Genomic DNA, 17875 nt, shown 5'->3' on the forward strand with positions numbered 1-17875 from the left:
GGTTCGAATAATATCGAACCATTTCGCAATTGTATCGTGGCGATTGCAGCAGGTGCACCATGTCGAATGATCAGATCAAAGCAGCAGGCGGTAGCCGACCCGGTTTCACAATTGCTTTGCTCAGCCAGTTTGTCATGATGGCCAGCGCAAGCCTGCCCTCTCCCTTTTATCCGGCGTTACAGCAGGAGATTGGCTTTTCCGCAGCAGCATTGACGGGCATTTTTGCCATCTATGCCGGCGCTTTGCTCGCCACGCTACTGATCGCCGGTGCAAGTTCCGATTATATCGGACGCCGTCCCGTTCTCTCCCTCGGTTTCTTGCTACTCGCGATATCCGCATTTGACTTCATGACAGCGGCTAGCCTCACAGGATTGATGATCGCGCGATGTGTTCAAGGCATTGCCTGCGGGTTACTGATCACCGCTTCCTCGGCGACTGTTGTGGACTTTGAACCCCGCAGATTTCCGGGTATCGCCGCTGTCTGCAACTCGGTCGTTCCGCTTCTTGGGTTGGCAGCTGGCGCGCCGATCGCGGGCATCATCATGGACGTTTTTGATCAGCCAAGAACCTATGTTTTTGGCGGCCTCATTGCTATCAGCCTGACACTCGCGGCCATCATATGGATCTTGCCTGAAAGTTCACCGCGTCACCGCGGCTTTCTCACCTCGTTACAGCCCCGGCTGGGACTACCAACGAATGTGAGAAGCATTTTCTGGAAGTGCGCACCGGCGATTGTTGCCACTTGGGCCACAGGCGGATTTTACCTCGCGCTTGGCCATCTTATCATGGCGCGCGTATTTGACTTTCATGATTACTTTGCTCAGGCAAGCGTCATCACGCTGCTGTCCCTTGGCGGAGCAATTGCAAGCTATGTCGCGCGCAAGTTCGCTCCCCGGCACATCATGCTCTATGGCTCGACCAGTCTCGCCATCGGAACTATATTTACGCTCGTTGGCATTCTTTCATCCAATATCGCAATCTATCTGGCCGCGCTTTTTATTGCTGGAACAGGATTTGGAACCTGCTTTTATGCGAGCTTGCGAAGCATAGTTCCTCTAACGCCCGCCAGTGAACGCGGAGAGGTCTTCGCCTCGATCTTCACGATCAGCTATCTTGCCTTTGGCGTGCCAGTCGTTCTCGCAGGGATCATGATGCCGTATCTCGGCCTGCAAACAACATTATTGGTCTATGGTCTCATCATCGCCTTTATGGCAACGACGGCTGGCGTCTTGAGGAAAGCTGACCGACTTGAGAACGTATCCCAGGCGGCAGCGGCCACCAGATAGCCGCATAGCGAGACGAGCTTTTTGTTAAAGCTTAATCTGGGTCTCTATGCGGAGAAGCATTTTCCGCATACGTTTATTCTCTATGCTCAGCTTCTCGGCTAGCTGCCGCTTTAGCGCGACATTCTCTGCTTCTAGCGCAGCCAGTTCATCCAGAATGTCAGCTGTGGCCTTGGGCGCTGACTTGACCTTCACCGGCTTGTCAGCAAGTGACTTTAAACGACGGGGAGTGTTGAGCTTTTTCCTTGTGCGGACAGGAGAAGTCGCCGCTTTGGCAGCGACGGGATTTTGGGTTTCCTGCGGAGCGACTTCTGCTTCAGCTAGGATGATTTCCGTTGCGTCTGCAACAACGATCTTCGGCTCAACAACGGCTTCCACCTGAAGCGATGGCTCGTGGGTTGTCGTTACAGGCTCACTGCTGGTTGCGGAAATCGCGGGCTGTGTTGGTTCGACAGGTGCCGGTGCCTTGGTGTCCTCTTCCACTGCACGTGCAATCGATTTCAGATCGAGATTGCCCCAAAGCGAATTGCCGCCCTTACGTGCACGTCGGTTCTTATATTCAACGACAACATTGCGGATTGGATTCTTCATCCGAAAATAGCTTTCTCAATCAATTTCTATGGAGGTGCCCCGACAGGTACTACGCTCTACCTATAGATTCCATCCTCGGTTTTCAACAAACAATCGAGACATATAATAGATCAGCTCACCATGCTCATTTGAGGGCATCTCTTCACAAAGTGTCAAAGTAATGGCACTTATAGTTGCATTAAGCATTGTCCCATATATTCGGCGACCGGAAAGCTTACCCGAGTATCAATCCAGGAGAACCTGAACATGGCTGATGAAACCATTGTAGAAGCAAACCAGACCGCTGCAGCTGAGCCAGCAAGCGCCAAGCCGAAAACCCGCGCACCGCGCAAGAAGGCTGAGCCAAAAGCTGCTGTCGCAAAGCCAGCTGCAAAAGCAGCCAAGGCTCCTAAAGCTGCAAAGGCTGCGCCCAAGACCGTCAAAGCTGCCGCAGCAGCTGTTGCTGCTCCGGCTGGTCGTCAGGTAAAGCGATATACGCCTGCAGAACGTGCTTCCATTCTTGCATCTGTCGAGAAGGCCACCAAGGGCGGCAAGACCACATTGAAGGCTGCACTGCAGCAGGCTGAAGTCAGCGAACAGACCTATTACAACTGGAAGAACGCTGCTGGAAAGACCGCAGCACCGGCAGCTGCCGCAAAGGCATCTTCGACGAGCGACGATCTGAAGGCGCTTGTGGCACTGGAAGCCGAAAACATCAAGCTGCGCAAGGAACTGGCTGCGAAGCTTCGTTCGGAAAATACTGAACTGCGCAAGCGTCTCGGCAAGGCATAACAAACAGCAATCAAAACGTTGTACCAAAAGACACCAAACAGGTGCCCCGCTAAAAGCCGGGCACCTGTTTTCGTTTTGGAGGATTGTCCGTTGTCTTTCCGCTGCTACGAACTGCGTTCAATCAACCTTCTTCAAGTCGTGCCGACATGTGATCATTCTCCGCAGAGTGTCATCTTGCCGGAAGAAATGGTGATGCAACGCTGCCCCTGCATGCAACGCAACCAGTCCCATAGTGCCATACACAAATATTGCATGTAGCCACGACCAGAATGCTTCATCGGCATCTGAAACCGGTAGCGGCATATTCGGCATGACAAAGAGGTCAAAGACATAGCTTGGAATGCCAAGCGGCGAAGTCGACACAATTGCCCAGCCGGTAACTGGTACCGCGATTGTCAATGCCAGCAGTAGCTTGTGAACAATGCGTGCAAGACGCCATTCCAATGGACTGACCCCGGCACTCGACAAGGGTCGGGTGTTTACAACGAACCAGAACAATCGGACCAGAGCGAGTGCAAGGATCAAAAAGCCAACCGATTTATGCCATTGGTAAAGCGAAAACTGGAGCGCCGGTTTATTCGCTGTTTCCTGAGTGAGAAATCCGAGACCAATCTGCACGACGATCAACAGAGCAATCGACCAGTGCAGGATTTGTGTGAGGCAGCTGTAAGCGGCTCGTGTGTTACGCCACATGACACCCTCCCGAAACCAACCTCCACCCTATTCGAACTGCTTGTAGGCGCTCATGGCAATTTGCTGAAGACGCGGGCGCGGCAAGTCACCGACAAGCGCGCAATTGAGCGCATTATCGCTCCAGATGAGCGCCTCCAGATTACCCCGTGTCAGATAACGCAATGATGTTTCCTTGTTATCGTCAGAAGGAACAATAAAAAGCGTCACGCGTTTGCCGCTCGTGTCCTCATACATCAATTGGGCCGCTGGCCCACCATTGGCTGGCAAAAGACGACCGCCAACCAAAGAGAGCCCTTCTGTCCGCAGGTCAGGTATGACGAGGGTCCGCTCCAGTCGCTTGGAAAGCCAGGCAGACAGATGTTGCTCCTGCTCTGCTTTCACCTCAACCGGATGCACAATTTCACTTGTATAAAGACTATGGGCGGCCATCGCTTCGCTTACGAGCGGCATTGATGATGGTGGCGTGGCCTCGAGAGCATCACGACCAAACCATCCAGCCCCTGCCCCTACAGCGACCAACACTACAGCAGCAGCTGCCATGCGCCAGGAACCCTGCCGCGTGGATCGAATTTCGTCTCTGATGGCCCCCGGGTTCAACCGTGCTGGTACAGGCTCCTGCGCGACATGCGAATAGAGTGCCTGCAAAGTTTCATTTTGTCGCTGCCAGACACCAATCTCTGAGGCCAGTTGAGGATTGGCTGACAGTTCTGCCTCGATCACCTGACGACGCTCAACAGGAAGCAGCCCATCCACATAGGCTTGCAATTCAGCGTCACTGATCAACCTGTTTTTCATTTCAAGGCCCTCAAATGCGAACCGTTCTCCTCTGTAAGACTGCGCAATGTTGCGCGAGCTCGTCCCAGACGTGACATCAATGTACCAAGTGGAACCTCAAGCACGGAAGCCGCCTCTGTGTAGCTCATACCTTCAACTGCGACCAGCAGAAGCGCTTCGCGTTGCTCCGAAGGCAATGTTTGTATTGCCCGCGCCGTCTCGGCGAAAGCAAGTCTGGACGGCGATGCGCTTGGCACCTGTGGTTCAACCATAACGCTCGACAGTGGCGCACTGTCCGGAGCCCGGCGTCTGTGGCGCAACTCATTGCGCCACAGGTTAACGAGGATGCGGAAAAGCCAGGCACGCAATGGACCAGATGGTTTCCATAAACTGCTTTTGCGAATTGCGCGCTCCAGACAATCCTGCACGAGATCGTCCGCCCGATCGATGTCATGTGTCAGCGCTCGGGCGTAACGCCTGAGCGCGGGAACACATTCCTCCATTTCTTCCAAAAAGCGCGACATTCTCGAACCGGTCCTGCACTCAATCCTTGGCTATATGCCAGACACCGCCAACCCCGTCGCCTGACACGTCACCGGGTTTTTTATCGCCTTGCCAGAGATATAGCGGCTGTTCTTCATGTGCCCACTGTTTCGTGCCATCTTTGCGTGTGACGAGAGTGAACTCAGAATCCATTTTTGCACCCTTGGAAGCCGTCAGAGGCGGCCACTTCTTCGCGCAGTCATCGTAACAGTTGGATGTTCCCTTGCTGTCCTTGTCGAATACATAGAGGGTCATGCCCTTTGCGTCGGTCAGAACTTCACCCTTCGCCGTTTTCATCGTCTTGACGGCGCCAGACGCATAATCTTCACTATGTGCGGCCAGTGGCATGCTAACGACGAGGGCGGCTGTCGCCAAAAATGCTGTCACTTTAATCATGATAGTCCTCCTCTACGGGTTGGTCTTAGTCTCCGTCTTGAAGAACACCGTAGGAATGAATTTAATCCCGATCATCTAACATTATTTTTCGCCCAGTAGCTCCATGTCGAAATCGACAACATTGGAATAGATCGGCGTGCCGACATCCATGCCATAGGGCGAACGCAAAACCTCGCCGGTCACATGAAACGTAACAGTTTTCTCGTCATGACCAACCATGGACGCGAAGAATGTTTCACCATGTGTCTTGCCGCGGGCAGTCAGAACGCCGTCGATCCGGGCATTCAGTGGTCCCGTCTGGGTGATCTTTGTCGAGCGAAATGCGAGAACCGGATAGTGCTCAATATCAAAGACGGCTGACGATTTGAGAAAGTCGCTGATGCGCCTCTGTCTTGCGTCGACGCTCGCTGGCTTCAGCGTAAAGGACACGGACGACTTTGCCAGATTTTGAGCGTTGAGATTAAAATCGCCCGCAAATTCAGCAAACGAACCCGCCAGACCGCCGCCGCCAACCTGACCAACACGAAAGCCGATCATTGATGAGCGCTGGATCGTATAATGTCCGTTGACGGCTTCCAGACTATCGGCCAACGACGACGCTGGCGAAACAAAGAGTAGTATTGAAATCGAGAGTGCGCGGATCATGACGACCTCCCATGTCTGCTGCATTATAGCATCAACACCCGGTCCCGCCTTTTAATCCGCCAGTCGTCATATTCTTTTCGAGCACGTCCTTTTAACGCCGATCGCGACTGGCGCGACCGGCGTTCTTATGGGTATTCGGTGAGCCAATTATTTGTGTTCAGGCCAACCGTAGCGGTCGTCCAGCACATCATAGCCGGCGAGTCCAGTTACGGCGCTGAACTCAGCATATGTCACCATGGCATCTGCGCGGCTAAGCGGAGTGCCTTCCGCCTTCAGCACATCAAGAGTGTCCCGAACGGCTTTAACCGCTGAGAAAAGGGCAGAAAGCGCATAGAAAGCGATGTTGAAGCCAAGCTCTTCCAAGTCCTTTGCCTTCAGCGCGGTGGTCTCATTGCCGTCAACGATGCTGACGACTTTCGGACCCTGTACGCCCTTAGACACCGCCTCGACGTCGGCGATCTTCTTGATCCCATCGACAAAAACCAGGTCGGCACCCGCATCCTGATAGAGCTTAGCGCGACGAATGGCTTCATCAATGCCTTCGCTCTGGATCGCATCCGTCCGCGCAATCAACAGCATCGGGTGCTGGCCACGTGCTTCCACGGCACAGCGCAGACGGCGAATGTTTTCCTCTGCAGGAATAACCCGTACGCCCGAACGTTGCCCGCATCGCTTCGGCAATTGCTGGTCTTCAAGATGAATGGCGGCAACGCCAGCCTGGATATACTCCTCGACCGTGCGCCAGATATTGGCGGGACCGCCATAACCGGTATCAGCGTCCGCGATGACCGGAATATCGACCGCGCGAACCATGTCGCGCGCGTGTGTCGTCATCTCTGTTTGCGACAGCAGACCAATATCCGGCAAACCCAACCGCGAGGCCGTCGCTCCGAAACCGGTCATGTAAATGGCCGGAAATTGCGCCATTTCGACCAGTCGTGCCGTCAATGCATCGGCTGCGCCGGGCGTTTGAAGCAACCGACCGGACTCAATGCCAGCTCTCAGTTTTTCAGCTGTATTTTTCATCATGCTCTCCCTGTTCAGCGACCGCCAGAAACATCCACAACGACACCGGTAATATAGGACGCCTCTCCGGAGAGGAGCCAAACAGCTGCATCAGCAACTTCAACCGCAGTGCCAAGCCGCTTCAGCGGGATCATATTGGCCATTGCTTCGATATTGGCCGGATCAGCAAAAACATCCTGCTGAATTTCCGTGTTGATGACGCCGGGAGCCAGCGCATTAACACGCGCTTTCGGTGCAAGTTCCTTGGCAAGTGCGACCGTGAAAGATGCGATTGCGCCTTTGGTCGTTGCGTAGACGATGTTGCCGACCATGCCGCCGGTGCGGGCCGCAATCGAAGACAAATTGACAACGGAGCGGTCATCACGACTGGAAGGAGCGCGGATGAACGCGCTGGAAACATAAAAAGCGCTCTTCAGATTGACGCTCAGAACACGATCAAGTTCCGGCTCGTTCATATCTTCAACAGTCATGCGCTGTCCGATGATACCGGCATTGTTCAAAAGATGATCAATGCCGCCAAACGACTGCACAAGAGCTTCCATGGCCGCTTCAACCGACGACTGTTCGGCAACATTGACCGTTGCGGTCAACACGCGATCGCCATGAACGGCCTGACATTCAGCGAGTCGCTCGGCATTGATGTCCCACACCGCAACTTTCGCACCAAGCCCCACCAGCTTGTCGGTAACGGCACGTCCGATTCCCGAAGCGCCTCCAGTGACAAGAACGGTCCGGTCAACGAAATAACCCGAGCTGGCGATTGCCGATTGAGATTGCTGCACTTTAATCCTCCCGCCACAAATGGCGTCCTGTTTCAGTCGGCGGCAAGAATGACCAGAACAGCCAGATTGTCAACTAGGGTTCTAGTTAATGTATGCCACTTGTGCGTACTTCCTTTCCGGTCTATAGGTGCCCGACGAAAGGTGTCGCGGAGGGCGGCATCAAGCTTAGGGAGGAATGTCATGGCGGATGCTATCCGTGCTGACGGCGCTCATTTGAATACAAGTCTACGCGACCGAACGATCCGCAAACTCAACATGCGCATCGTCCTGTTCTGCTTCATCTGCTTCATCGTGAACTATCTGGATCGCGTGAATATCGGCTTCGCCGCGCTGCACATGAATGATGACATCGGCCTGACCCCTTACATGTTCGGTCTTGGTGCGGGAATTTTCTTCATCGGCTATCTGGCTTTTGAAATCCCGAGCAACATGATCCTGCACAAAGTCGGCCCGCGGATCTGGATCGCCCGTATCATGGTCACCTGGGGCATCGTCTCCTGTGCGATGGCCTTCGTGCAGGGACCTACGTCCTTTTACATCCTTCGCTTTCTGCTCGGCGTTGCCGAAGCGGGTTTTGCGCCGGGCGTCCTCCTCTATCTGACCTACTGGTTTCCTGCCAAAGAACGTGGCCGCGCGACGGCCCTCTTCATGGCCGCAACCGTGTTGTCGATTGTCATCGGAGCTCCGATTTCCGGCTGGTTGATCGATGCAGGCGAAGGTCTGTTTGGCTTGCATGGCTGGCAGGCAATGTTCATTCTTGAAGGACTTCCTGCCATCGTTCTCGGTGTTATCACCTTCTTCTATCTCGTCGATTCACCGCAAAAGGACAGCAAATGGCTGGCGGCGGACGAGCGTGCCTGGCTCCTTGAACAGCTTGCCGAAGACGGAAAGAACACCCAGCCCGACACGCGTCACAGCCTGCGCGAAATCTTCAGCGATTTCCGGGTATGGCTTCTCACGCTGGTTTACATGTTCAATGGCATCGCAGTTTATGGCGTGATCATGTGGCTGCCGCAGATCGTGAAGACCTTCGGTCTGACGACCCTGCAGTCCGGCTTTGTCTCGGCCATACCGTTCATTTTCGCAGCATTCGGGCTCGTCTTCATTTCGCGCAGTTCCGACCGCACGGGTGAACGCAAGATTCACACGGCTATCTCCGGCCTGTTCGGCGGCCTCTTCCTGGCAGCAAGCGCACTTGCGCCCAACCCTTATCTGGGCCTGCTGCTTCTCTGCATCTGCGCTTTTTTCCTCTGGTCATACCTTGGCGTATTCTGGACCTTGCCAACGCAGTTCCTTACCGGAGCGGCAGCCGCTGGCGGTCTGGCTGCAATCAACGGCTTTGCGCAGATCGGCGGCTTTACTGGCCCCTATATTGTGGGCTGGGTCAAAACGACGACCGATAGTTTTTCGATCTCGCTTCTGGTACTTGCAATATTTCCGATCATTAGCTTCTTCCTCTGCATGAGCTTGAAAGCGAAACGCGACTAGACCACATTACCGGCAGCGATCTTGAACGCGCTGCCGGAAATTCTTTGAGGAGACCGTGTACTGGCATGACAAAGCCGAAAACGCCCCCCCGCAAGAGTCTTGTCCCGACGATCGCTGATAAAATTCGTGCGGCCATTGTCGACGCCGAGCTTGATTTCGGGGAAAACCTCTCCGAAGACACGCTGGCCTCAGCATTTGAAGTCAGCCGAACGCCTGTTCGCGAAGCGCTCAATCTGTTGCAGATGGAAGGGCTGGTGATCATCGTCCCGAAATCCGGCACCTATGTCTTCACGCCAACGCTCGAAGACATTGCTGAACTTTGCGACTATCGCGTTGGACTGGAAAAGCAGGCGATTGCGCTGACCCCGCAAAAATCACTGCCTCTAGCAGTCAGTGAACTGCAGAAACAATTGAAAGCCATGACCGAGGCCGTTGAAAGCGGCGACATGCAGGCTTATGGGCGCGCTGATACGGCATTTCACCTCGCCTTCTTCCATCATTGCGGCAACCGCTATCTAAAAAATGCCTATGACCTTATTCTCGGTCGTGTCGCATCTCTAAGAACACATCTGGCCATTCGCGCAGAAGGTGAACCGGATCGGTCCTATAAAGATCATACGCATATGATCAGCCTTTTGGCCGAGAACAAGCGCGACCAGCTCTCAACGATACTGACAGCGCATATTCTTCGCACCAAGGATAATTATCTCGACGCATTTCAGAAGCTGTCGGCAAACGTCAATGGCGGAAGGGCCGCGCGGCTTCGCCGTCGTCTGGCTCTGACGGAATAATCAACAGCACATCGTCTTTTGACGGACTTTTAAAGAATGGCGCTGCGGCGCCATTTTTGTTTTCAGCTTCACAAGCCCTCATCGATTTCGATGCGCAGCGTGAGGCACTTGGGACCCCCCGAACACAATCGCTCACTGCCATTTAAAATCTGATACATCAGATATTGACATATCACAAAATAGACGGCTATTTCTTTCAACAGGGAGTTTTAGGGAGATTTGAACTTTGGATTCGCAGGCGTTAGCTCTCAAGCCGATTAAGCTGAGAAATCTCAGAGATCATGTGCATGACAGTTTGCGGGAAGCGATTATTTCCGGTCGCCTGAAATCCGGTGAAAAACTGAATGAGCGTCAGCTCGCAGCCGATCTTGGCATCAGCACCAGCCCGCTCAAGGAAGCGCTGAGGCAGCTTGAGGGTGAAGGTCTGGTCAGGACGGAATCACGTCGTGGCACATTTGTGTGCTTCAACGAACGTCAGGCAGAAGAAATGATGCTCGCACGCGCCGCCTTAGAAAGCATCATCGCGCGTCAGGCTGCAAAACACGGGAGCGAGGAAGCCTTTGAATTCCTTCGCGCCACCATTGAGGAAATGCGTGCGGCGGTGGAAACCGGCGACGTCAATGAATTGATTGAACTGAACGAAAAATTTCACGACGGGATACATGAAGCATCCGGCTGTGAATATCTGCGCCGGTTACAAAACGCCCAACGCATGTATGACCACGCTGCGCGCGTGACCGTGCTGTCGCAAGACGTTGTTCGCCGCCAGTCTTTCGGCGAGCACGAGGCCATCATGCTGGCGATAACCAAAAGAAATGGGGATTTGGCCGAACGGTTGATGCGTGAGCACATCGTAAAGGCAGGGGAGACGCATATCGAACTGGTCTTCTGATCAGCCTATTGGGAGGAAACAATGGATTTAGCAGGCTACCGCCGGGTGCTTCGTGGCATTTCGGGCGTGCATGCAACCGCTTATGACGCACAGGGCGAAATCGACCCTGTGCTGACGGCAAAAATCGTCTCGCGCATTGCAGATGCGGGCGTGCATAATATCGTCAGCGGCGGCAATACTGGAGAGTTCTACAGCCTGACCGAAGACGAAGTCATTCGTTTGCAGTCACTGGCAATTGAGGCTGCCGCTGGAAAAGCCGCAGTTACAGCCGCCGCAGGACGTTCGGTGCGTGAAGCCATAAAAGTGGCAAAAGCGGCAAGCGCGGCCGGTGCGGACGGTGTGATGATTCATCACCCGCTGGACCCCTTTGCGGCGCCTCATGCTCAGGTGGATTACTTTATCGCAATTGCTGAAGCGATCGATCTGCCCATCGTCGCCTATATCCGCTCTGATCTGATCCCGCTTGATGAAATGGTCAGGCTTGCCACCCATCCAAAAGTTGCCGGGGTAAAGTTCGCATCCCAGAACACGATGCTGTTCTTTGAATGCTGCCGGGCAACAAAAGGGATGGATGCGACCTGGATTTGTGGCCTCGCGGAAAGCTGGGCCCTCCCCTTCTATGCGCTCGGCGGACGCGGTTTCACATCCGGGCTGGTCAATGTTGCGCCCAAGCGTTCGCTCGCGGTGTGGAGTGCACTGGAAGCCGGCGATTACAACCGCGCGCGTTCGCTTGTTGAGAGCATCGCCGAATTCGAAACCATGCGCACAAAATACCGCAATGGCGCCAATGTGACGGTCGTAAAGGAAGCCTTGCAAATCCAGGGGCTAGCCATTGGCAAAGTCCGGCTTCCGGGGCTGCCGCAACTTGAAAAGCATGACCGCGAAGCGCTTCAGCAGATCGTCGCGGGTTGGGAGACAGATGGCTTAGTCTGACAAATGAAATCAGGGCGTCCTGACAGGGAGAAGACGGGCGCACCGCAGAACCAAAAATGGAGGAGAACATGAATAAGGGAATTTCGCGCCGTACATTCATGGCGGGGGCCGGGCTTGCAACGGGCATGGGTATCATGCTGCCAAAAGGTGCCTGGGCGCAGTCGGCAAAGCTGCCGTCATCACCCGTAGCATTGAACGTTATCGATGCTGCAGGCAATCTCGCCCTGACCCAACCGATATTTGATAATTTTGCATCCGAACAAAAGGCGCTCGTTTCACGCTTTACATTCAATAAAGCGCCAGCCCCTGAACTGCCCGGTAAGATCAAGGCTCAGCAGCGCGCCAACCGCATCGACATCGATCTGGTCATTGTCGGCCCTGATGCGCTATCTGCAGGTCTTGCAGACGATATCTGGACGGATATCATCGCCTTGCCGGAAAACGGTCTGCCCAAACTGCAGGACCTTTATCTTGAGCCAGCATGGCGCATGCAGGAAATGTCCAAGGGCAAAGGCGTTGTGGTGTCCTATTACCCGTCCGGTCCCCTTCTTGAATTCCACCCGGACAAGGTCAAGACCGCGCCGAAGAACGCGGAGGAACTTCTGGCCTGGACGAAGGAGAACCCCAATAAGTTCATCTATGCCCGTCCTGCCAATTCCGGTCCGGGCCGCACATTCCTGATGGGCCTGCCCTATCTTCTCGGCGACAGCAATCCAAAAGACCCTATCAATGGCTGGGAGAAGACCTGGGCCTATCTGAAGGAATTGCACAAGAACATCGAATATTATCCGGCAGGTACCGGCGCACTGATGAAGGAACTGGGCGAAGGCACCCGCGATATGACCGTGACCACCACGGGCTGGGACATTAATCCGCGTGCGCTCGGCGTCGTGCCGAAGGAAATGGGCGTCAGCAAGCTTGAAGGTTTCCATTGGGTTTGCGATGCGCATTATTTTGCAATTCCAAAGGGCGTTTCGGAAGAAAAGATCGCCGTGCTGATGGAGTTCATCAAATTCGCCTTGAAGCCGGATCAGCAGGCTTATTCTTACGATGCCGGTTATTTCTACCCCGGTCCGGCGGTCAAGGACGTTACGATCGAGATGGCGCCGAAGGAAAGTCAGAACATCATCGCTGAATTCGGACGTCCCGAATATGCCGAATGGATCGCCAATAATCCGATTGAGCTCCCGCTCGAACCGGAGGCGCTTGTCGCTGCTTTCCGGCGTTGGGATGAAGAGGTCGCGGCCAGTTAAGGCTTTTAAGCGGGTATTTCCGGGCGAGCCACACCGGCTCGTCCAGAAACGCCCATGATCGTCAAACCAATCATGGTGTTTGCGTCAATGTCCTTTCAAGAACTCCGGCTAGACCGGATGAGCCGATCATTCGGAACTTTCAATGCGCTGAGGGAGATTAACCTCACCATTCGGAAAGGCGAATTCATCGCACTTCTCGGCCCTTCCGGCTGCGGAAAGTCGACAGCTCTCAATTGCATTGCCGGTCTTCTCGGCACGACGGGCGGTGGCATCTATATCGATAACCGTCGTGTCGACCAGCTAAAGCCCGAGGATCGCGGCTTTGGTATGGTTTTCCAGAACTATGCGCTGTTTCCGCATATGAACGTTCTGCAGAATGTTGGCTTCGGCCTTAAAATGCGCGGGCTGGCCAAGAGTGAAATTGAAAAGCGCTCACGCGCTGCACTGGCTTTGGTGCGCTTGCAGGGACAGGAAGAAAAACTCCCCGGACAACTCTCAGGCGGTCAACAACAGCGCGTGGCTATCGCCCGCGCGATTGTGATCGAGCCACCACTGGTTCTGATGGATGAGCCGCTTTCCAACCTCGACGCCAAGCTACGTCTTGAGATGCGCGCTGAAATCCGCCGCATCCATAATCAGCTTGGTTCCACTACAATCTACGTTACGCACGATCAGGACGAAGCCTTGTCGTTGGCAGATCGCATTGTGGTGTTGCGCGACGGCGAGATCCGTCAGGTTGGCAAGCCTAACGAGCTTTATGAAGCGCCGCTTTACAGAGATGTTGCTGCATTCATGGGGTTTCGAAACGCGTTGCCCGGCAAGATCACCCGTATCGAAAACGGACAGGCGACGATTGCCGTTGCTGACAGTGAACTGACCGGGCGTGCGGCTGACACATTGAAGGTGGGCGATGAAGCCGTGTTGATGGCTCGCGGCGACGATGTCGTTTCAGGCTCCGATCATCGAAATGTCTTACAGGCCACGGTTGAGACCATCGAATATCGCGGTCGTGAATATGTGGGCACAGCGCGCACGCAGACGGGTCTGGAACTTATCTTTCACGGCCCCAGAGGCGTTGAACCCGGTAGTCAGATCGCACTCGGTATCGATGCCGCCAATGCGCTTGTCTTTCCGGCGGAGGGCTGAGACATGGCCGACATAGCTCAAGAGAGATATGCCGAGGCTCCAATAACGCCCAGTTTGCGGCAAAGGCTGGCCAATCGCGGCTTTGACGGCGTGACACTGCTCATCCTGCCCGCGCTGCTGTTTGTGATCGGCGTCTTCATTTACCCGTTTCTCTATGGTCTGGTACTGTCGTTCAATCCGCTGGACGGAGGCGGAGCACTTGCCAATTACGCCAAATTCTTCTCTGATCCGTTTCTTTATAAAACCATCGGCGCCACTCTGTGGCTTGCCGTGCCGGTTACGATCATCAGCGTGATGTTTGCTGTACCTATTGCTTTGCGCGTTCGATTGATGCGACGTCAGAGGCTGCTGACGACCATACTGGTCCTGCCCATTACGCTCGGCACAGTTCTGATTGCAGAAGGTCTTCTCAACTATCTCGGTCCACAAGGCTGGTTCAGCCGCACGCTGATATTCATCGGCCTGATCGACAGCCCGTTGAAGCTGACCAACAATTACTGGGGTGTCTTTGCCTCGCTTGTCATAACCGTCTTTCCGTTCACGTTTCTGCTGACACTTTCTTACATCACCGGCATTGACCCTGCATTGGAACGGGCGGCGGCCACACACGGAGCCAATAGCTGGCAGCGTTTTCGATATGTCATGTTGCCCTTGCTGGTACCCGGACTGGTCGTCGCGGCCTGCCTCACCTTCGTTCAGGCTTTCGCCGTCTTCCCTTCCGCCGTGCTTTTGGGTGCACCATCCGGCCCCACACGCGTCATATCCATTGCTGCTGCACAAGCGGCATTCGAGCAGTATGACGACTCCATGGCATCTTCGATCGCCATGATCATGGCAGCCGTACAATTGCTCGTCGTCGGTGCGCTTCTTGGCGTTCGCTCACTTTTCTATCGTGGCTCGACAGCCGGCGGGAAAGGATAAATCATGGTTCGGGATACATCCCTTCTCTCCAAACTCTGGATCACGGTTGTCTGGCTTCTGACCGGCTTTTTCGTCCTCAATGTTCTGGCGGTCATCACGGCTGTCGTCGTATCGAGCTTCGGCACGCGCTGGCTGGGTACCTGGCTTCCGGACGCTTTCACCACGCGATGGTACGCGGCGGCCTGGGCCGAATTCCAGCTGGATCAGGTTTTGCTCGTCACGTTCCAGGTGGTCTTTGCGGTTGTCATCCTGTCCGGCTTTCTCGGCGTAACCGCTGCCTACGCCATGGCTCGACGCGATTTTCCCGGTAAGAAATTGGTGTTGCTGGTCTTCCTTTTGCCCCTGCTCGTCCCACCGATAACCTTCGGCATACCGCTTGCAACCGTGCTCTACAAATTCGGCGTTGGCGGAACATTCTGGGGTGTGGTTCTTGCCAATCTCGTACCAACCGTCCCTTTTGTCATTCTCGTGATGATCCCGTTCATTGAGCAGATCGACCCCAAGGTCGAAGCAGCAGCGCGTGTCTTCGGCGCTGGCACATTCAAACTTTTCATTCATGTACTCCTGCCGATGCTACTGCCGGGTGTTTTGGCGGCCATGCTTCTGGTTCTGGTGCGAACTGTGGCAATGTTTGAACTGACCTTCCTGACAGCAGGCCCAACATCGCAGACACTTGTGGTGGCACTTTACTATTCAGTGTTCGCAGCCGGTGTTCGTTCCGTCCAATCCATCGACGCCATGGCCGTGATCTACATGGTGACCTCGTTGGTCTGGCTTCTTCTGGCTCTGCGCTTCGTCAACCCCACGCAAATTGTTGCGCGCAACCGTCAACCATCCGCGCATTAGCGTGCAAGACTGAACAGGAGCCTATGATGAAGATCACGGCTGTCGAAACGGTGCAGTTGCCGCACCTGAACAACATCTTGTGGGTTCAAATCCACACCGATGAAGGAATCGTGGGGCTGGGTGAGACATTTCGCGGTGCAAATGCAGTGGCCGCCTATATTCATAGTGATATCGCGCCACAACTGATCGGGCAGAACCCGCTTGAAATCGACCGGATATCCAAACTCCTGCTGGAACCTTATGTCGGTTTTCGGTCTTCCGGTGTGGAAATTCGCGCTGCATCCGCCATCGATATCGCGCTTTGGGATATCTTTGGCAAGGTCACCGGACAACCGATCCATCAGTTGCTGGGCGGGCTGTCGCGGCAATCCATCCGCACTTACAATACCTGTGCAGGCTACACCTATAACAAGAGCGGTGCACGACGCTACATAGGTGATACGGACGAAGGCAAAGAAGGGCCTTATGAAGACCAACTTGCCTTTCACCGCGACGCGGGAGCGCTTGCCGAAAGCCTTCTCTCCGAAGGTATAACGGCCATGAAAATCTGGCCGTTCGATCCATTTGCTGTAGCGTCGGGAGGTAACTTTATTCATGCGCAGGATCTCGACAAGGCCCTCGTACCATTTCGACAGATACGCGATGCTGTCGGCGACCAGATGGAGATCATGGTCGAGTTCCACTCCATGTGGGACCTGACATCAGCACTGACGATTGCACGAGAGTTAAAGGCGTTCCGTCCATTCTGGTCGGAAGACCCGATCAAGATGATGAACCCGCAAGCGCTTGCCGTCTATGCGCAAAAGTCCGGTATTGCGGTTTGCGCCAGCGAAACAATGGCAACCCGCGCGCAATTCCTCGATGTCCTGCGCGCCGATGCTTCCGATTACATCATGCTCGATATTTCTTGGTGCGGCGGACTTTCCGAAGCAAAAAAGATCGCCACCATGGCCGAGGCTTTCCAGCGACCTATTGCACCGCATGATTGCACGGGACCGGTCGTGTTCGCAGCCTCCATTCACCTGTCACTCAATGCGCCGAACGCCATTTATCAGGAGTCGGTCCGGGCCTATTACACCTCATGGTATCGCGATCTGGTTACAGTGATGCCGCGTATTGAAAACGGTCTGATTTATCCTTTTGAAGGTGCCGGGCTTGGCCTCTCACTCTCTGGCTTTGTCCTCGAACATCCTGACGTTATCCGCAGAAAGACGAACGCATTATGATTGGACCGTTTCACTGCATTGCCGATCTGCGCAGCGAATTGATGGAAAGCCCGGTCTGGGACGAGCGTCGGGCAACGCTTTTTGCGTGCGATATCAATGGGCGCAAGGTTTACGAAATAGACCTCGAGAACGGCCCGGTTCGCGACTGGATCTTTGAAGCCGAGGTGCCGTGCGTTGGGCTTGCCGAAAGCGGCAAGCTGATCGTCGCGCTAGCACGTGAAATCATTCTGTTCGATCCAGATAGCGGTGACAGGCAGCCTCTGTGGAGCGGCTATGATGAGCCAGAAACATCGCGGCTCAACGACGGCAAGATCGGTCCCGACGGCGCGCTGTGGATTGGCAGCATGGATTGTCGTCTCGAACGCGAGCCTATCGCAAAGCTCTACCGTATCACGGCGGACGGGCATGCAGAGATCATGGCGCAAGGTTTTGAGGTATCGAATGGCCTCGCCTGGACACCCGATGGAACCACAATGTTCCATACAGATTCCCGTGGTCCATGGATCGACCGCTATGAGTTCAATCCCGCTACGGGCCATATAGGCGACCGCAAACGCATCCGCGATCTCGACGAAGACACCGGCAGACCGGACGGCGGCGCGTGCGATGCCGAAGGCGCTTACTGGAGTGCAGGCGTATCGGCTGGTGTCCTGAATCGCTTCGACGCTGATGGAACCTTACTCGCCAGCTTTACGGTTCCAGTCCCGGCACCGACAATGCCATGTTTCTGTGGTCCTGATCTGAAACAGATCGCGCTGACCTCGCACCGCCTTGGATCGGCCGATAAATTGGCTTCCGCCCCGCAATCCGGCGGCGTGCATCTGGCAACCAGTACCGTTGCCGGGGCAAAAGTGGCGCGCATGAAGGGAATTTGA

Annotated in this window: 20 protein-coding genes; 12 read left to right on the forward strand and 8 right to left on the reverse strand. The window is 54.7% G+C overall.

The genetic code is table 11. The features are described 5' to 3' along the window. The first annotated feature begins 59 nt into the window (after nt 1-59). Entirely contained in the window at nt 60-1286 is a 1227-nt protein-coding gene (locus tag FHW03_RS18595; RefSeq protein ID WP_182521963.1) for an MFS transporter, read from the forward strand. A gap of 24 nt (nt 1287-1310) precedes the next feature. On the opposite strand, the gene FHW03_RS18600 is transcribed toward FHW03_RS18595, so the two are convergent. Continuing rightward, the gene (locus FHW03_RS18600) at nt 1311-1874 is read right to left on the reverse strand and encodes a hypothetical protein (RefSeq protein WP_182521964.1); all 564 of its coding nucleotides are present in this window, start codon (nt 1872-1874) and stop codon (nt 1311-1313) included. Nucleotides 1875-2120: 246 nt separating this feature from the next. Here FHW03_RS18600 and FHW03_RS18605 point away from each other — a divergent pair, with 246 nt between their 5' ends. Continuing rightward, nucleotides 2121-2645, forward strand: coding sequence for a transposase (locus FHW03_RS18605; RefSeq protein ID WP_182521965.1), 525 nt, complete (start codon nt 2121-2123; stop codon nt 2643-2645). Nucleotides 2646-2762: 117 nt separating this feature from the next. Here the strand turns inward: FHW03_RS18605 and FHW03_RS18610 are convergent, their stop codons facing one another. The 7 genes from FHW03_RS18610 to FHW03_RS18640 form a co-directional block, all read right to left on the reverse strand. Next, complete coding sequence (locus tag FHW03_RS18610) at nt 2763-3338, reverse strand: cytochrome b (RefSeq protein ID WP_182521966.1); 576 nt, start codon at nt 3336-3338, stop codon at nt 2763-2765. A gap of 27 nt (nt 3339-3365) precedes the next feature. Beyond that, nucleotides 3366-4133, reverse strand: a complete 768-nt coding sequence (locus tag FHW03_RS18615; RefSeq protein ID WP_182521967.1) for an anti-sigma factor — start codon at nt 4131-4133, stop codon at nt 3366-3368. Next, nucleotides 4130-4636 carry a sigma-70 family RNA polymerase sigma factor gene (locus tag FHW03_RS18620; protein ID WP_182521968.1) on the reverse strand — a complete coding sequence of 169 codons (507 nt, stop codon included), beginning with the start codon at nt 4634-4636 and terminating at the stop codon, nt 4130-4132. The genes FHW03_RS18615 and FHW03_RS18620 overlap by 4 nt, the downstream gene beginning before the upstream one ends. Nucleotides 4637-4655: 19 nt before the next feature. Next, on the reverse strand, nt 4656-5048 hold the full coding sequence (locus tag FHW03_RS18625; protein WP_377515212.1) for a hypothetical protein: 393 nt from the start codon (nt 5046-5048) through the stop codon (nt 4656-4658). An 84-nt stretch (nt 5049-5132) separates the two neighbouring features. Then, nucleotides 5133-5696, reverse strand: a complete 564-nt coding sequence (locus tag FHW03_RS18630; protein WP_182521970.1) for a YceI family protein — start codon at nt 5694-5696, stop codon at nt 5133-5135. Between the two features lie 147 nt (nt 5697-5843). Continuing rightward, on the reverse strand, nt 5844-6725 hold the full coding sequence (locus tag FHW03_RS18635; RefSeq protein WP_377515179.1) for an oxaloacetate decarboxylase: 882 nt from the start codon (nt 6723-6725) through the stop codon (nt 5844-5846). 11 nt (nt 6726-6736) lie between these two features. Then, the gene (locus FHW03_RS18640; protein ID WP_182521971.1) at nt 6737-7504 is read right to left on the reverse strand and encodes an SDR family NAD(P)-dependent oxidoreductase; all 768 of its coding nucleotides are present in this window, start codon (nt 7502-7504) and stop codon (nt 6737-6739) included. Between the two features lie 180 nt (nt 7505-7684). On the opposite strand from FHW03_RS18640, the gene FHW03_RS18645 reads away from it, so the two are divergent. The 10 genes from FHW03_RS18645 to FHW03_RS18690 all read left to right on the forward strand — a co-directional run bounded on the left by FHW03_RS18645 (nt 7685) and on the right by FHW03_RS18690 (nt 17875). Further along, a complete protein-coding gene (locus FHW03_RS18645) occupies nt 7685-8992 on the forward strand; it encodes an MFS transporter (RefSeq protein WP_182521972.1) in 1308 nt (435 codons plus the stop codon). 65 nt (nt 8993-9057) lie between these two features. Then, entirely contained in the window at nt 9058-9783 is a 726-nt protein-coding gene (locus FHW03_RS18650; RefSeq protein ID WP_182521973.1) for a GntR family transcriptional regulator, read from the forward strand. Nucleotides 9784-10066: 283 nt separating this feature from the next. After that, on the forward strand, nt 10067-10675 hold the full coding sequence (locus FHW03_RS18655; protein ID WP_182521974.1) for a GntR family transcriptional regulator: 609 nt from the start codon (nt 10067-10069) through the stop codon (nt 10673-10675). A 21-nt stretch (nt 10676-10696) separates the two neighbouring features. Then, a complete protein-coding gene (locus FHW03_RS18660; RefSeq protein ID WP_182521975.1) occupies nt 10697-11608 on the forward strand; it encodes a dihydrodipicolinate synthase family protein in 912 nt (303 codons plus the stop codon). A gap of 98 nt (nt 11609-11706) precedes the next feature. Then, nucleotides 11707-12861, forward strand: a complete 1155-nt coding sequence (locus FHW03_RS18665; RefSeq protein ID WP_377515214.1) for an extracellular solute-binding protein — start codon at nt 11707-11709, stop codon at nt 12859-12861. A gap of 72 nt (nt 12862-12933) precedes the next feature. Continuing rightward, nucleotides 12934-14007 (forward strand): ABC transporter ATP-binding protein, encoded by a 1074-nt coding sequence (locus FHW03_RS18670; protein WP_182522058.1) that lies wholly within the window; start codon nt 12934-12936, stop codon nt 14005-14007. A gap of 3 nt (nt 14008-14010) precedes the next feature. Beyond that, complete coding sequence (locus FHW03_RS18675; protein ID WP_182521977.1) at nt 14011-14928, forward strand: carbohydrate ABC transporter permease; 918 nt, start codon at nt 14011-14013, stop codon at nt 14926-14928. A 3-nt stretch (nt 14929-14931) separates the two neighbouring features. Then, on the forward strand, nt 14932-15774 hold the full coding sequence (locus tag FHW03_RS18680; RefSeq protein ID WP_182521978.1) for an ABC transporter permease subunit: 843 nt from the start codon (nt 14932-14934) through the stop codon (nt 15772-15774). 26 nt (nt 15775-15800) lie between these two features. After that, nucleotides 15801-17000, forward strand: coding sequence for a mandelate racemase/muconate lactonizing enzyme family protein (locus FHW03_RS18685; protein ID WP_182522059.1), 1200 nt, complete (start codon nt 15801-15803; stop codon nt 16998-17000). Beyond that, a complete protein-coding gene (locus FHW03_RS18690; RefSeq protein ID WP_182521979.1) occupies nt 16997-17875 on the forward strand; it encodes an SMP-30/gluconolactonase/LRE family protein in 879 nt (292 codons plus the stop codon). Before FHW03_RS18685 ends, FHW03_RS18690 begins: the two co-directional genes overlap by 4 nt.

Origin of the sequence: Ochrobactrum sp. RH2CCR150 (genome assembly GCA_014138095.1) — a bacterium.
Classification (GTDB): Bacteria; Pseudomonadota; Alphaproteobacteria; order Rhizobiales; family Rhizobiaceae; genus Brucella; species Brucella gambitense.